General features: G+C 49.0%; 13 protein-coding genes. 6 read left to right on the forward strand and 7 right to left on the reverse strand.

The features are described 5' to 3' along the window. Nucleotides 1-46: 46 nt before the first annotated feature. Nucleotides 47-2,203: a cell division protein FtsA gene (locus HP570_RS24380; protein ID WP_173627453.1), complete on the reverse strand. Its 2,157-nt coding sequence runs from the start codon at nt 2,201-2,203 to the stop codon at nt 47-49. 314 nt (nt 2,204-2,517) lie between these two features. On the opposite strand from HP570_RS24380, the gene HP570_RS24385 reads away from it, so the two are divergent. The 4 genes from HP570_RS24385 (at nt 2,518) to HP570_RS24400 (ending at nt 6,156) form a co-directional block, all read left to right on the forward strand. Continuing rightward, the gene (locus HP570_RS24385) at nt 2,518-3,615 is read left to right on the forward strand and encodes a bifunctional 3-deoxy-7-phosphoheptulonate synthase/chorismate mutase (protein ID WP_173627454.1); all 1,098 of its coding nucleotides are present in this window, start codon (nt 2,518-2,520) and stop codon (nt 3,613-3,615) included. Between the two features lie 127 nt (nt 3,616-3,742). Then, nucleotides 3,743-4,051, forward strand: coding sequence for a metal-sensitive transcriptional regulator (locus HP570_RS24390; RefSeq protein ID WP_007720961.1), 309 nt, complete (start codon nt 3,743-3,745; stop codon nt 4,049-4,051). A gap of 117 nt (nt 4,052-4,168) precedes the next feature. Continuing rightward, entirely contained in the window at nt 4,169-5,179 is a 1,011-nt protein-coding gene (gene ccpA, locus HP570_RS24395) for a catabolite control protein A (RefSeq protein ID WP_015892411.1), read from the forward strand. A 44-nt stretch (nt 5,180-5,223) separates the two neighbouring features. After that, nucleotides 5,224-6,156 (forward strand): 5'-methylthioadenosine/adenosylhomocysteine nucleosidase, encoded by a 933-nt coding sequence (locus HP570_RS24400; protein WP_173627455.1) that lies wholly within the window; start codon nt 5,224-5,226, stop codon nt 6,154-6,156. A 78-nt stretch (nt 6,157-6,234) separates the two neighbouring features. Here the strand turns inward: HP570_RS24400 and HP570_RS24405 are convergent, their stop codons facing one another. The 4 genes from HP570_RS24405 to HP570_RS24420 form a co-directional block, all read right to left on the reverse strand. Continuing rightward, the gene (locus tag HP570_RS24405) at nt 6,235-7,392 is read right to left on the reverse strand and encodes an acetoin utilization protein AcuC (protein ID WP_087346531.1); all 1,158 of its coding nucleotides are present in this window, start codon (nt 7,390-7,392) and stop codon (nt 6,235-6,237) included. Beyond that, complete coding sequence (locus HP570_RS24410) at nt 7,389-8,033, reverse strand: CBS and ACT domain-containing protein (RefSeq protein WP_015892408.1); 645 nt, start codon at nt 8,031-8,033, stop codon at nt 7,389-7,391. Before HP570_RS24410 ends, HP570_RS24405 begins: the two co-directional genes overlap by 4 nt. 34 nt (nt 8,034-8,067) lie before the next feature. Further along, nucleotides 8,068-8,700 carry a hypothetical protein gene (locus HP570_RS24415; RefSeq protein ID WP_047071930.1) on the reverse strand — a complete coding sequence of 211 codons (633 nt, stop codon included), beginning with the start codon at nt 8,698-8,700 and terminating at the stop codon, nt 8,068-8,070. A 71-nt stretch (nt 8,701-8,771) separates the two neighbouring features. Continuing rightward, nucleotides 8,772-11,912, reverse strand: coding sequence for a penicillin-binding protein 1A (locus HP570_RS24420; RefSeq protein ID WP_173627456.1), 3,141 nt, complete (start codon nt 11,910-11,912; stop codon nt 8,772-8,774). 245 nt (nt 11,913-12,157) lie between these two features. On the opposite strand from HP570_RS24420, the gene HP570_RS30080 reads away from it, so the two are divergent. After that, nucleotides 12,158-12,301: a GrpB family protein gene (locus HP570_RS30080; protein ID WP_173627457.1), complete on the forward strand. Its 144-nt coding sequence runs from the start codon at nt 12,158-12,160 to the stop codon at nt 12,299-12,301. 110 nt (nt 12,302-12,411) lie between these two features. Here HP570_RS30080 and rpsD read toward each other — a convergent pair whose 3' ends face one another. Then, the gene (gene rpsD, locus HP570_RS24430; protein WP_015892403.1) at nt 12,412-13,011 is read right to left on the reverse strand and encodes a 30S ribosomal protein S4; all 600 of its coding nucleotides are present in this window, start codon (nt 13,009-13,011) and stop codon (nt 12,412-12,414) included. Nucleotides 13,012-13,303: 292 nt separating this feature from the next. After that, nucleotides 13,304-15,592 carry an S-layer homology domain-containing protein gene (locus HP570_RS24435; RefSeq protein WP_173627458.1) on the reverse strand — a complete coding sequence of 763 codons (2,289 nt, stop codon included), beginning with the start codon at nt 15,590-15,592 and terminating at the stop codon, nt 13,304-13,306. Between the two features lie 229 nt (nt 15,593-15,821). On the opposite strand from HP570_RS24435, the gene HP570_RS24440 reads away from it, so the two are divergent. Then, complete coding sequence (locus tag HP570_RS24440) at nt 15,822-16,403, forward strand: histidine phosphatase family protein (protein ID WP_016742108.1); 582 nt, start codon at nt 15,822-15,824, stop codon at nt 16,401-16,403. Nucleotides 16,404-16,411: the final 8 nt, after the last annotated feature.

A 16,411-nucleotide genomic window follows, 5' to 3' on the forward strand; every position in this document is an offset into this window, starting at 1 on the left:
GAGGTGAGACCGGCTTTTTGCATGGAGAAAAAGAGCATTGGAGAAACTATTCCCAGAATAGCTCCAACTTGTCTCCACTTTTCAATTCTGTTTGGAAGTTGGCTTGTTCGCCGTTGACGAGCATCACAAATCCAGAGATACTCTCACGGTCGGGCTTTTCCAAGGAAACATCAACGAAACGGAAGACGTCGCTAAACACAGGTGTTGAAGCAGGTGAGGACTTTACTATGATGTCGGCACCTTCGCTCACAGGATCAGAGGCATTCGCCGCTTTTCCGTCTACCGTAATCGTTACCTGTGCGACAGGCAATACGACCCGTTCACCATTGAAGTGGACGATCATTGTCTCCTGTACCCATTCTTCCAAGGGGATGACATCTTGTATAGAAAGGGCGGGGATTTCATCCAGTCGATAGACGAGGACATCACCTTGCCGGATGATATCTGTCAAGGCTGCTGGTCTTCCGTTCAGCTCGATCACCTCGACACGGGACGGAATCGAATAATCTTGTCCATTCACAGAAAAGCACAAGCCTGATTCCGCTGACGTTTTCAGTTCGGCGAGCTCCAGTACTTCATAGACAGTGCGAGGAAGGCGGATGTCCACCTCGGCACGATCTGTGATCAACGTATCGAGAGTAGCGGTCGCTCCATTAACATGTACGACTGGACCGAGCGAGTAGGGACGATCATTACAGACCACTTCAAGCGTGTCCAGCTCATCGAATAAATCTTTGGCAAACACACGTGCATCCTCGCCATTTGTACCAGCCACTACGGTGATTTGGTCCCCGTCATTGATTGGCGTGTCGAGACTGACGCCCTCTCCGTTGCGCTGAATCACTGGCGCTGTACCATGACCACCTGGAATCATTTTCATCCGTCCGTTTACGGTGACGGTCATCGCCAATCCGGGGCGACCATACAGACGGCGGATATCCAGTCCGGATGCAATGAGCGCATCACCCAACGTCATTTTTCGCAAGTCGAATATGCGCACAGGAGTGTCATTGACTGTAACCGTTACATAGCGCAATGGATGACGTCGAGCAGCAACAGCAATGCCGACTGGCGTTACAAACTCAGGTCCACTGAGCCCAGGATTGTCTCCAACGTATTGTTTAATCGCATCGCCGCCTCTGACGGCAACACGGGCGGCAGGAATATTCAAGACCTGAGCGACTTTTCCAGTAAGTCCAGGGGTGAGGCTGCCACCGCCGATCAGCATGACCGCTTGCGGAGCTTTTCCGTTGAGCTCCAATATTTTGAAGGCAATTTTATCAGCGAGCTGCTGGATGTCTGCTTCAATCGCACTGGTTACCTCGGCTGCGCTCATCGTATGCTCCATGCCGAGAATGTCGGTGAAGGTGACGGACTCCTCAGTGGATAAGAGACGCTTCACTTCTTCTGCCATCGGAAAATCCATGAGAAAGGCGTTCATGAGCGCATCCGTGATTTCATCGCCTGCAATAGGAACCATGCCGTAAGCGGTAATGGCCCCTTCCTCAGTCAGCGCTACGTCAGAAGTACCTGCTCCGATGTCGACCAAAGCGATATTCAGTCGGCGCATCGTCACAGGAATCAGGACATTAATGGCCGCAATCGGCTCAAGCGTCAATGCCTGCATTTCCAGATCGCATCGTTTCAGAGCAGCGATCAGCGAGTCGACAACCACCCGTGGAAGGAAAGTGGCGATCACATCTGCGCTTGCTACGTCACCCCGCTGATCAATCAGACTCCCGATCAACTCTCCATCCAGATGATAATGGACGACGCTGTAACCCACGCAATAATAGCGGGTGACGTCTTGGTCCTTTAGCTCCTGGGCTAATGCGGCTTGGGCCTCCTGTACAGCGGAAAACTCCAAAGCGACAACATCTTCACGCGAGATGAAGGCATGTCTGGCTAAGGGCATATCCACACGCACACGACGGGTTCGCAACGACCGACCGGCAGCAGCGACCGCTACCTGATGCAGCTTGCCGTATTTCCCCTCCAGCTCTTCTTTTATTTGTTGAATCACCTTAGCTACGGCGACAATATCGTGAATTTGCCCATCGAGCATGGAGCGTTCATCGTGCTCTCGAATGGCGCAGTCCAATACGCGGTATTGCTCGCCGGTCGTTTCCACGATCAGGCCGACGACGCTGCGCGTTCCAATATCTAATGAAAAAATAAGCTCAGGGGCTGTGATGTCAGACAAAAGTAGGTCACTCCTTGTAAGAGGTTGTTCATGAAGTCTTTACAATACTTATCGGTAATTTTGGACTGTATCGGAAAGGAACAATCGCTTTTAACTAGAACATATATCCAAAACTATTCGATTTGAAAGGGAAAGAATCCTGTCGAATCAAGGAATCTTCTTCGTTTTGACGAATAATTGGAAAAGATAAAAAAACAGAAAAAATTTACTTTCGCGCTTTTTGGCGCTAAACTGCTGACAAGGGTCTTTGAATCGATTATAATTACCCTAATTTATCGATAAATCCCCATATAAAAAGAGGAGAGTGGAGAGAGATGGCACACGATCAAATCGAAACCATGCGCAAGCAGATAGACGAGATCAACCTGCAAATTCTTGAATTGATCAACAAACGAGCTACCTTGGTTCAAGAGCTCGGCAAAGAAAAAGAAAAACAGGGCAGCAACCGTTTTGACCCAGAACGTGAGCGCCAAATGCTCAATCTGCTCGTGGAAAACAATAAAGGTCCTTTCAATGACAATGCTATTCGTCATTTGTTCAAACAAATATTCCAAGTTTCCTTAGATCTGCAAGACGACGAAAAGAAAAAAGTACTCCTCGTTAGCCGTAAGAAAAAGGCAGAGGATACGGTTATCACGGTAAAAGGCGTAGAGTTCGGAGGAAAAAATCCGATTCTGATCGCAGGTCCTTGCTCCGTGGAAAGCTACGAGCAAGTAAGAGCCGTAGCAGAAAACCACGCAAAACGCGGACTGCGCACATTGCGCGGCGGTGCGTACAAGCCTCGTACCTCGCCATACGACTTCCAAGGTCTGGGTGAAGAAGGCTTGCAAATTCTCAAACGCATCGGGGATGAATTCAACCTCGTAACGATCAGTGAAATCGTGACGCCAGCAGATCTAGAGATGGCGACAAAATACATCGATGTTATCCAAATCGGTGCTCGCAATATGCAAAACTTCGAGCTGCTGAAGGCGGCAGGTCGTGTGAACAAGCCGATCCTCTTGAAGCGTGGCCTCTCTGCTACGATTGAAGAGTTCATCTACGCGGCAGAGTACATCCTGTCCGAAGGGAACTCACAAGTCATGCTGTGCGAGCGTGGAATTCGCACGTATGAAAAAGCGACACGCAATACGCTCGATATTTCTGCTGTACCACTCCTCAAGCAAGAGACGCACTTGCCAGTGTTTGTCGACGTGACGCACTCTACAGGTCGTCGTGATCTGCTCTTGCCTTGCGCAAAAGCAGGCTTCGCAGTCGGTTCTGACGGAATCATGGTAGAGGTTCACCCAGATCCAGATGTGGCACTGTCTGATGCGAAGCAACAGTTGAACATTCCACAGTTCAACGAGTTCGTTGATGAACTGCTTGCTTCTGGCCTGTACAAAGACGAGAATGTGGCAACGAGAGTATAAGAATACCTTTTCGGGTACGTTTTGAAGGTCCTTCCTGCGCGCGGGAGGACCTTTCTCATTTGACGAACCATTGGCGACCAAGTAAGCTAGAATTACGTGCTGATATTGGTGAAGGAGGATAGGCCATATGGAAGACAACCATCAATGCTGCTCGACGGATCGGTCCACAGAAAGGCCGGATAAAATCAAGTCTAATCTCATCTCCCGTCTGAATCGGGTAGAGGGACAAGTTCGTGGAATTCGTGGAATGGTAGAAAAGGATGTCTACTGCGACGACATTCTCAATCAAATTGCAGCGGTGCAGTCTGCACTGAATGCGGTTGGGAAAATGCTCCTCGAAGGACATATGAAAAGCTGTGTGATGGATCGCATTCAGCAAGGCGATCATGAAGTGATTGATGAGCTATTGAAAACGATGAACAAACTCATGAAGTAACGGGTGCACAAGCCGTCAAAAACGATTGCAACGGCATACGGCTTGTCGTATCATAGGTGCATATATTTATGAAAACGCTTATGAAAACCAAAAAATAGGGAAAAGTGAGGGTGCATGATGCCGGTTACTATATACGACGTAGCAAGAGAAGCGGGGGTGTCGATGGCGACAGTTTCCCGCGTAGTCAACGGGAATCCCAACGTAAAGCCTTTGACCCGAAAAAAGGTATTGGCTGCGATTGAGCGCTTGGGATATCGACCAAATGCGGTTGCTCGTGGACTCGCCAGCAAAAAAACGACAACAGTTGGTGTCATCATCCCGGATATCTCCAGTTTGTTTTTCTCCGAATTAGCGCGGGGGATTGAAGATATCGCTACCATGTACAAATACAATATCATTCTGTGTAACTCTGACCAACGGATGGAAAAGGAATTGCAGCTCATTAATACTTTGCTCGAAAAGCAAGTGGACGGGCTTCTGTTCCTGGGGGCAGAAATCAAAGAAGATCATTTGCAGGCATTAACAAGCACGTCTGTACCGACTGTACTCGCTGCGACTCGCGATGCGGACAACGTACTCCCGTCGGTAAGCATTGACCATTTCCAAGCTGCATATGATGCAACGGAGGCATTGGTTGCACGCGGGCACAAGCGCATTGCGATGATCGCGGGTCCTGCAAACGATCCATTGGCAGGGTTGATGCGCTATGAAGGCTATAAAAAGGCGTTGAAGGATGCGGGTATCGAGCTGGATGAAGAGCTGATTGCCACAGGCAACTACTTTTATGAATCGGGCTTGTCCACTACAAAAGGGTTTCTTGCCCTTAAAAATCCGCCGACGGCGATTTTCGCAGCGAATGATGAGATGGCTATTGGCGCAATCCACGCTATTCAAGACTCTGGCTTGAACGTGCCAGGTGACATCGAAGTGATTGGTCACGATAATATTCGTCTGGTTGAAATGGTGCGTCCGCGACTGACTTCTGTCGTACAGCCCATGTATGATATTGGTGCGGTGGCGATGCGCCTGTTGACCAAGTACATGAATAACGAGAACGTCGAAGAACATGTCGTGCTGCTGCCGCATCGAATTGAGTATCGGGAGAGCACAAAACCCGAGCAAGCTTGATCGAAACGGAACGTTGGTAATTGACAGCAAGAGGGGGATGGGAAATGCGTTACGGAATTATTGGCGCGATGGATGAAGAAATCGCGCTTTACTTGGAAGCGATGCAAGAGACGACTACTGCCACCAAAGCAGGCATTACCTATTACACAGGTAAAATGGAAGGCAAGGATGTCGTGCTGTGCAAATCAGGTGTTGGCAAGGTGAATGCTGCCGTGACGACACAAATCCTCATTGATTCATTCCAAGTGGAACGAGTCATTTTCACAGGTGTGGCAGGAGCTGTTCACCCTGAATTAAATATTGGTGACATTGTGGTTTCGACGGATTGCATCCAACATGATATTGATGTGACACCACTTGGCTTTGAGCCAGGACAGATTCCGTTTACAGAGCAATGGACCTGGCAAGCGGATGCTGGGCTGATGCAGCAAGCGATCGATGCGGGCAAGGAGCTGGAAGCGGGAGTTCAAGTAGTGAGCGGTCGTATCCTGTCTGGCGACCAGTTTGTTGCCAGTCGGGAAAAGGTTCAATGGCTGTATGAGCAATTTGCAGCACACTGCACCGAAATGGAAGGGGCATCTGTAGGACAAGTATGTGGGATGAATGGCGTGCCGTTTGTCGTAGTTCGCTCGATGTCGGATAAAGCAGACGGCTCCGCGCATGTAAACTTCGTGGAATTTACCAAGCTGGCTTCCCAACGCTCCTACGCCATTGTCCGTAACATGCTGACAGCTACACAAGCAGCGACAGCTGCGGGAGTGATTGTCTACTCGACGAAAAACTGTGTGGATTGTGACATGGTTAAGAATTGGCTGACAGCAAAAGGTGTTTCCTTTGAAGTGCGCGATGTCATGACGAGTCGTGCCTATCAAGAGGAAGTAGAGCGCTTTGGCTTCATGGGTGTGCCTGTAACCGTCGTAGGCGATAAAGCGGTAAAAGGCTTTGCACCGTCTGAGCTGGAAGAGCTAGTGAAATAAGAGTTTGGAATAGAAAAAGCGTGCTGACCAGTACCCAAAGGTACGAGGACAGCACGCTTTTTTTCGGTAGAGGTTTTCTTACTTCTCTGATCCAGTAGGTGCGTGCAACATCGCACGTTCTAACGTAAGCCGATTTTTTTCCGTGATCTCTGCTCGTCGTGGGATTGTTGGGAATGGTTCGTCAAAAAGCCGTGGTGGCAAGGGTAAATCTGTCTCAGGTTGCCAGCGCTTGAGCCAGGCTTCGGGAAGAGAACCGTCCGTAAGAGGCTGGTCGCTCATCTCACTCCATACCAGCGTCCACGCCCGCGGCACCACCCGCCAAATATCGTAGCCCCCGCCGCCTACTGCAATCCAGCGACCGTCACAATATTCATGAGCGAGACGGTGAGCAAGACGAGGAATCGCTTGATAAATTTTCATCGAGCAAGACAAATGGGTGAGGGGATCGTACGCATGAGCGTCACAACCATTCTGGGTCAGGATGACATCAGGCTTGAAGCCAGCCGCTAGCTTTGACACCAGCTCATCATATACTTCCAGAAAAGAATCGTCTTCGGTAAAGGCATCGAGCGGAACGTTGACAGAATAACCATAACCGCTTCCATCTCCACGCTCAGACAAATTTCCTGTTCCTGGGAAGAGATACTTTCCTGTTTCGTGAATGGATACAGTCAGTACATGAGGGTCATCGTAAAACGCCCATTGTACCCCATCACCATGATGGGCATCAGTGTCAATATACAGCACGCGCGCATTCCAGTTTTTTCGCAAATAAGCGATCGCGACGGAGCAATCATTGTAAATACAAAAGCCAGAGGCGCGTCCACGAAAGGCATGGTGCAGTCCGCCGGCGGGATTGAAGGCGTGTTCGGCCTGTCCACTCATAACCGCGTCCACTGCATTTAACGTACCTCCGACGATCAGCGAGGACGCTTCATGCATGTTCGAAAAACAGGGAACGTCCTCTGTTCCCAAGCCATAACTGGCAGCCTGCGGAAGCTCGTGTTCACTATGGCCCTGATCGCGAACAAATTGGATATAGCGTGGGTCATGCACCAGGGCGAGTTCTTCATCTGTTGCTGGTCGGGGTGCCAGGATATCTGCGTCTTTCAGTATTCCGTAACTGCTCATCAGATCGTGTGTGAGGAGCAGACGACGCTGGTTGAACGGATGATCATCATGAAAATAATATTGCGTGTAGTCTGGAGAGTAGATCAGACGAGCATTTCGGCTCACTGGGGTATCCCTCCTTCCGTAGGGCCGATTACGGAAAAGCCTTTTTCAAGGAGCAATTGCGTCACGATACGCGGATCAATAGTCTGTACCCGAAAAACAAGGTTCTTTTTCGCGGGCTTTTTCCCGGGAAAGACCACGACGCTCGTGACATTTACTTGTGCATCGCGAAAGACTTGACTGACTTCTGCCAGCATGCCGACGCGGTCGTCTACTTCTACTTCGATATGGGAGCTAGGTTTGTTAACGCCGAACAGTTCAATCAGGCTAGAGAAAAGATCCGATTCCGTAATCAATCCTACGAGTCGATTTCCTTCGACGATGGGTAGTGAGCCGATTTTGTGCTCGTATAGTTGGAGGGCTGCGTCTTCGATGAAATCCAGTGGGTGGGCAGTGATGACTTGTTGATTCATGATATCAGCTACAGGCTTGTGCAGGACGGTGTCGTCATCGTCATGTGTCAGCAGACGAGAGGGGAGAGCGTCTCGCAGATCACGGTCTGAGACAATGCCTACGAGTGAGTCGTTTTCAATGACAGGCAAATGCCTGATTCTGTTTGCACGGAGGAGAAGAAGCGCTTCTCCGATTGTAGTGGATGGCTGGATCGTGACCATTTTTTTTCGCATAATCTCTTCAATACGCATAAGAGTGACCTCCTGGAATCAAAAGGCATCCAAACTAGTAAAGAAAACGATTTTGAAACCGCATAGCATCAAAGGCAACGACTGTTTCTGGCGGTACACGCTTGCCGATTTTGGCCATGAGACAGTTGGCGGGATGTGAGCATATTTCCGGGTCGTCAGTCGCCATCCAGCTCAGGCCTGCGCTGCCCATGACCTTTTCCATGACCTTTCTGTATTGCCATACATCGAGTCCTGTTCCTTTCAGGTCCCAATGCCAATAATACTCCGTTGTAATAATGACGTAGTCTTCCATGGCGTCATCCAGGAAGGCAACTTCTAGCAGCTTTTTGCCTACGCCACCCGCTCTCACTTTGTGACTGATTTCGATCGCGCCCAGCTCCAGCAAATCGGGCAGTTGCGCTTGTGACCATCGCTCCAGTGGATCGGGATGCAGAAAGGTCACGTAGCCGAGGACGAGGTCTCCTTCGCGTGCAATGATAATGCGCCCTTCAGGCAAATCAGCGATTTCTATGAGAGCTTCATGCTGCTGTTCAGGGATACGAAAAGCTTTCAGTCCCTCATCAAAGCGTAATGAGGCCAGATAACTTCCTGTAATCGGTCCTTCGACGAGCAGCTCCTTGTTGTTCACCATTAAACTCAATGAATGATAGCGTTTGACGTGCTCCATCAGTTCCCCCCCTTACGATTGTAGAAAAACAGAGATGGCGTCTAACCATCTCTGTCAGTTGTCATTCCAGTTTATTCTGAGGTGTTGGCAGTTACGATGTTAGAATGTGGCGATTCTCCGTAACTGTTGACTGCGGTAATGTAATAGTTGCTGCCATTCGGTACTTCTGCTGCGTGAGTAAAGCTTGTACTAGCGACTGTACCGAGTAGCAAATAGCCGCTTGCTGAGTCTGGGCTAAAGTACACGTTGTACATCTGCTCAGACGAGCTGCTTCCTTTCCACTTTAGCTGCCAACCGTTAGACGTGTTTTTGATAGACAAGGATTTCGGAGCAGCAGGTGGTGAAGCGGAATCTGTGTTTGTATTCGTACCTCCTGATCCATCTGTTGGGTCAGTCGAAGTTCCGCCTGGATCTGTTTGGCCATTCCCGTTATTGTCCATCGGATTCGGGATGCCTGTTTCCGCACCTTGATTTGGATCAGGCAATTGCCATGTCTGTGTTGAACCGACAGATGCAATTGCGGAAGGCTGCGATTCATGGCCAGCGATATCCACAGAAGTGACATAATAGCCTAAATCCCGATGAATGGCAGTCGTATCAGCAAAAGTCAATTCCGATGGATCTTTCACAGTCGCTACTTTGACAAAGCCGTTCTGCATATCAGCGCGGTAGATGCGATAACCGACCAAGTCAGCTTCTTTGGCTGATTGCCAGGAAAGCGTGATTTGCTTGCCTGAGCCTGTAGCTGTTACACCACTTGGCGAAGATGGCGCTCCTCCTGCCTCTGTGCGAGGATCTTCTTTGTCAGGAAGGCGCTGCTCCCAATCTGGTGGTTGGGTGGAGACCCTACTGTTTTTCGCTTGAATTTGCTCCTTGGTAGGAAGTGGATCAGGTGAGCGGTAGAAGACGCCTTCGGTAACAAAATCCTCAGGTGTTCCTTCCTTCGCCAAATATCGTTCGCCATTATACGTAATCACGCGTGCTTTTTGGTGGGTATCGTCCACCTTCTTCGGAACGAACTTGCTGTTGAATATATCAGTGATCAAATGGCCAGCTTCTTTTGATAGCTCACTTGGCAAAAGACCTGATTTCGAGTCAACAGTCGCGCTGACAATTCCCGCGGGCTTTTTAAAGCTGGAGTCAGGAGCTGAAAGGTTCGGATGCTTTGCTATGACGTCCTTCATGACCTTACCCCATACGACCATCGGAACATATTTGTCTGCGTCTGGCATTGGATATGGCTCGTCAAAGCCAACCCATACCCCCATGGACAGCTCTGGCGTGTAACCGACGAAATAGAGGTCGTTGCTGTTGTTCGTTGTTCCGGTTTTACCTGCCACATCGACTTTGCGCGGCACGTATTTGCGGATGTGTGTACCAGTACCGTTATTGACAACGGAACGCATCATATCAGTGATCAAGTATGCTGTTTGCTCGCTGTACACTTGCACTGGTTTAGTCTCATGGCGGTAAATTACTTTTCCGGTGCTATCTTCAATTCGGTCAATCAGATAGGCATCCACGAAAGAACCATGATTTGCGAACGTCCCATAGGCGTTTGTAATTTCCTCAACAGTTGTTCCGTAGGTAAGACCGCCAATTACACCAGTTGCTGCATAGTTGTCAGCATCTACCAATGTAGTGATTCCCATTTTCTTTACGTATTCGAGAGCCGTTGGAATGCCAACTTTCAAATACGTCTTGATCGCCGGAATGTTCCAGGACATCCGCAACGCTTCGCGGGCACTCATCATCCCTTGCCATTTGTTGTTCCAGTTCTTTGGTAAATGGGAACCGTTCTGGCCGTCAGCGAGTAGCACCGGAGCGTCATCGATTGGAGACGCTGGCTGGAGCAATCCCAGTTCAAAAGCAGGAGCATAAGCGGCAAGTGGCTTCATGGCAGAACCTGGCTGACGAGGTACAGTGGCGTGGTTTGTCTGTTCCACCGTAAAGTCCCGTCCCCCGATCATGCCGAGGATGGCTCCTGTTTTGTTGTGAATCAGCATTGCGCCGACTTCTTCCAGCGCATTTTCGATTTTTTCTGTTTTGCCGTTAGAGCGACGAATCGTATAGGTACGATTCTTACCGAAGTTTTTCGGGTCGGTTGCAACAGCCTGCATGATGTCATATACGCTCTTGTCGATCGTGGTATGTATCTTGTACCCTTTTCGCAGTATGTCGCGACGTTTCTCTTCAACCAGCTGTCGGTATTCGTTGCGGCCGATGGTTGATTTGTCACGTCCTTTTTCCAAGAGGTCTGCATCCACAAGTTGACGCGCGGCACGATCTTCAATTTCCATCATCAAGAAAGGTACTTCTCGATAAGCTTGCTGCGTCGGTTTTGCTAGCTGTGCCTTCAAATCACCGGCGATAGCTCCATCGTATTGAGTTTGTGTGATATAGCCATTTTCCAGCATGCGATCCAGCACCATTTTTTGGCGTTCCTTCCCGCGCTGATAGCTTTCTGCACGGAATGGAGAGTAGGCACCTGGGTTTTGAATCATGCCCGCAAGATAGGAGCCCTCAGCAAGCCCGAGCTCTTTTACATCTTTGCCAAAAATCCCTTTCGCGGCAGCCTGAACGCCGTATACGTTTGATCCGTTGGCGTTTTTTCCGAAGTAAATTTCATTCATGTAGGCTTCCAGAATCTGATCTTTGGAAAACATCCGCTCGATTCGAATCGCGGTAAAGATTTCACGTGCCTTACGGGTGTGGCTAACTTCAGCAGAAAGGATTGTATTTTTTACAAGCTGCTGTGTAATTGTACTACCACCTGTTACGACAGGCTGGTTGGTAATTTCCTGAATGGCTCCGCGCATGGTAGATTGAAGCGAAACTCCGGAGTGGTGATAGTAGGTTTTGTCTTCCGTTGCGATGATGGCATTAATTAAATAGGGAGAAACATCTGCTTTCTTCACTAAACGTCGATCGCCTTCTTCTGCCCGCAATTGGCCGATCAGAGAGCCGTCGTTGTAGTAGGCGAATCCAGTCAGATAGTTGGTGAAGATTTTATTCTCCAGTTCCTCCTTGCTGCGCACAGGCTCGTCCTTCACGAGTGCGGCAACATAACCTGTCACGATTCCTCCCGCGACTGCAGCACCCATTAGCCCTAGCACGAAGACGATTTGGAAGATGATCCAGAACGTTCTACTGCGGCTTCTGCGTCGCTTTTTCTTCGTCGGTTCAGAGGAAGATGTGTGGTTATTCGACATAATCTACGACCCCCTAGCATACCCCCTGATTATACCATAGGAGGAACCTAGAGGATAGAAAATGCGTAGGAGATAGCAAAATGTGTCAAAAATCGTTGAATGCTGTCAACGACATGTGATTGATTGCATTTCACAGGCATTGTTAAGCTTACAGAGTGGGATCAGACAATAGATTTCAGAGAAGGAGACAAAGGAACATAGACGAGTCGATTCATCTCGAAGGCTTCACAGAAACCTGGTCGAGGATGTTTATAGAGGAGCAGCATCTACTCTCCGTGCATCTGGCTGACTGGGTGGAAGCGATTGAGCATTTTGGGAGCACGGCTATTGATAGGATGGTAGCAAAAAGGGGCACTAACCCTGTTGGACTATTCCAATCAGAAAAATGAATTCGTCCGAGAGGTGTTGGCGCGGGCGAAAGCGTGGCATAAAGCAAATACATAAAAAAAAGAGCAGGCCGACAAGCGGCACTACTCTTTTTCTTTTTATCCTCAGACGATTAACGGCTGTAGAACTCAACGATCAGAACTTCGTTGATTTCAGCTGGCATTTCTTCACGGTCTGGCAGACGAGTGAAGGTACCTTCAGCAGCAGCATCGTTGAATGTAACGTAGTTCGGCAGGAAAGTGCGACCTTCCAGAGCGTCCTTGATCAGTTGCAGACCACGGGACTTTTCACGAATGGAGATTACATCACCCGGTTGTACGCGGTAGGATGGGATGTTTACTTTTTTGCCGTTTACCAGGAAGTGACCATGGTTTACCAACTGACGAGCAGCTGGGCGAGTTGGAGCAAAGCCCATGCGGTATACCAGGTTGTCCAGACGGGATTCCAGCAATTTCATGAAGTTTTCGCCCACTACGCCAGCCATTTTGCTAGCATTGTCGAAAGTGCGGCGGAATTGTTTTTCGTTAAGGCCAAACATGTGGCGCAGTTTTTGCTTTTCTTGCAACTGGATTCCGTACTCGCTCAGTTTACGACGGTTGTTGTGACCGTGTTGACCTGGAGGGAAGTTGCGTTTGATGTCTTTTCCTGTACCATCGAGGGAAATACCCAGACGGCGAGCCAGTTTGTGGCGAGGTCCTGTGTAACGTGACATGTTTTCATTCTCCTTTAATATGGATTCGCAGGTGTTTACTTCCGGCAGGTTAGTTCCTACTTTATCTACACGAACTTCGGACGGTAGCGTTTCCGCATCGTGCTCCTCACAGATGATCAGCCGCAGTCTGTAAAGGGAGGGAACTAAGAGGGTACATCCTTCCGTTTTTACCTACAATCAATGCTACCCTGTACACATACATTCAATAATACTAGGCGCGATATAGTAAAGTCAAGGGAAAAGAAGCGCGCCATCCGCCGCAAGAAGTGGCATGGATGGCGCTTTTTGGGTGTTATTTTCGCAACAAAGTAACCGGTCCGTCTTGCGTATCCCGTTTTTCGAGGAAACGGGTAAAGGTAATGGCTGCATCGGCACGAGGGACGATGCTTTGCGGCTGGAATTTCTGCTTATCGGTCGGCACAATACCGAGGGTAGTCGCGATCACGATCGAACCGCGGTACTTGGAATTGGCAATGTCTGAGAGCTCAGACTGGAACATGCCAGGGAAGTCCGTCAGTTTTTTGTAACCGAGTGCACGAACAATCATATCAGCGAGCTCTTCGCGCGTAATCGTCTCATTTGGGTTCAGCTTGGAAGCATTTTTATCGAGAAGTCCGCGATCAACAGCACCTTCTACGGCTGAGAAGAAGCGCGAACCATTTGCCACATCGCTGTAGGTGGCCTTTCGTTCCAAAGAGTACTGTGGATAGTGTCTGCCTTGGTTGAGACTGATCATGAGCATCTCAATCATTTCACCACGTGTGATCGGTTTTTGCGGCATAATATTACCGTTTTCAAGTGTTAGTGCATCGTATTCATACATCAGCGAGAGTTCCTTCTCTGCTGGATGCCCCTTCAAATCGGCAGGAGCGGGACGATGCAGCACAAGCGTTTTGCCAGTAGAGCTGGAGCTCCACTCGCCTGTTACAGCGTCTAGGTAATACGGCTGCTCAAATGGCGTAATGGTCGCCCGATAAACGATCTTGGCGGTTCGTTTCGGTGTGTAGGATGGCTGCTCTTTTACGCGTTTGGCATCCTCAGGAGTAAGAGGGACAAGGGCGTATACTGCCTCCGCTTTTGTCTCGGTCCACCACTTCTCGCTCGCTTCGGCAGCAGGCAGGTGCTTGGGAACTTGTGTCGGGTATGTTTCGCTGCCCAATTCAGTACTGTAACTCATTAGCTCGCCCGTTTCTGTGTCAAACGTGAAGAAGGCAGAGCCGCTAGCTGCTGCTATTCCATTGATAAAACGCTCAAATCGGATCTGTGTCCGCTCGGAATCAACGGGTTGGTATTTGACTTCCTCTTCAAAACGCTCTGTCCAGTAAAGCTGGTGGGCCATGGTTGGCGCCAATTCGCGTATCGTTTCCATCGCCTTTGCCTTGAATTTTTCCATGTCTGGTTTTTTAGAAGCGGTTGTTTTTTCTTTATGGTTGCGGAAGTCCTTGTTCAACCGGTAGATGTCCCCAGTTACAGCATCCACAGAAACATACGCAAACCCTTCTTCGCTGTTGCCTTTTTCGCCGAATTCGAGATCCCAGACAGGACGATTGCCACGGTAGTCTTTTTCATTGTAATTGGCAGAACGAAGCTCGTAGTTGGACAGCTTCAACGCTTTCAATGCCCATTGTACAGCCTCCTCTTGGGAGAGCGGTTGTCCGCTGCGGCGTGCAGGAAGGACTTTGCTGCTTACAGGCTCAGGATCCTTCGCTGGTTGATACCGGGTCAACGATTGTGTCAATGCTTTGCCAGTCTCCGCATCAATGTAGAATGGGAAGGGATTTATATACCCGAGAGATGGCTTGTTATTTTGTGTCTCCATCTGCTCCCACGGCAGCAGGTAAACTGGTTTTGGATTCGCTTGTTCTTTAAAAAGTTTCTCGGCTTCTTCTTCTGAGATTTGTGTATCCGTATCCGCGAAGGTCACGTCGTTCCAAGACAGAGAATAGTTGATCACTTTGCCGGAAGCATCTACGGTGATATCCGCGCCGTTGTCGGGAAAGAGAATGCCGTCCACATCACGAACAAAGCGGAAATTATAGTAAACTTCCGAGTTCAGCGGAGTTTTTGGTTCTGGCATATCGCGTGTATACAGTCTTGTTTCCGCTGCTTTTCCTGCATTGTTTTTCTCGAAAAAGTGCTTCGCCTGCTCTTGCGCCTCCGTATAGGAAATTCGCTTTGCATAGGGAAGCGAGGATGCTTCCTGCTCTTGACGTGAGTAGGAAGTCAGCTCGCCTGTATTAGCGTGGATACTGACGCTATAGGATAGAAGGACTCTACCGTTTTCTGGATCCTTCTTCACCCAACTAAACGACCATTCAGGAAATGAACGCCAGCTATCTGCTGAACGAAATGACACATTTTGCACCGTCATCCCAGCGGTAGGTACAATTTTTGCAGCAAGTGCCAAGGCCGCTTCCTTGGAGAGCTTTGCTTTGGCTTGTGCCACAGAGTCTGCTTGTGCCACAGTAGTCGCCATTTTACTGGTACTCACATGAGGTGATTGTGCATGCGCTTGTGCGACAGGCAGCAACAGACTGGCAGATAGAACAAATGAGCTAGATCGAATGATCCACGGTTTCATAGGAACCCCTCCAACGATGTCATATTCTTCTTATCACCTCTGACGAGGGGAATTGAAAGTTCGTTTCAGTTCAAACCCACGAAAAATAGTCCTGGGTATTTGCAGAAAGAAATGAAATATAGGAATTTTGTACCAAATGTTTTTTTATCAATCTAGAATTGTGAACAGGCATCTTATATAATAAGAAATACTATCCAAAGAATACAGAACGGTAAGGAGATAAATCGTTTTGGAAACCATCATGTATCTCATTCGTCATGGAGAGACGGAGTGGAATCAGATTCGTCGTATACAAGGCCACAGTGACATCGCGTTGAACGAGCTCGGGGTACGTCAAGCCGAGCAAGTAGCAGACAGGTTGCGAGGCGAGAAGATTCACGCTTTTTATTCGAGTGATCTTAGTCGCGCGCGTGATACGGCTGCCAAGATTGCTGGTAACTTCCAATCCTCTGTTTCTACGCGGACAACCTTGCGGGAGCGCTGTTATGGGGAGTGGGAGGGGCTCACCTATGAAGAAATACGTGAGCGATTTGAGAATCAGGATGAAGCCTCCTGTGGAATTGAGACATTCGAAGACATGCAGCGTCGAGCTGTTGCTGCCATGACAGAAATAGCAGGGAGCCATCCGGGTGAGGCGATTGTCGTTGTCTCGCATGGCGGTCTCATTAATAGCTTCTTGCATTATGTGACGGTAGGAGAACAAGGAACGGGGATTACACGTATCGATAATACCGGTATTACCATATTTCGGTATGTAGATCGCAGGTGGGAACTTCTATCCGTTAATGATACAGACCATTTGAAAGCTTGAGAAAATGC

The organism is Brevibacillus sp. RS1.1 (assembly GCF_013284365.1).
GTDB lineage: Bacteria > Bacillota > Bacilli > Brevibacillales > Brevibacillaceae > Brevibacillus > Brevibacillus brevis_D.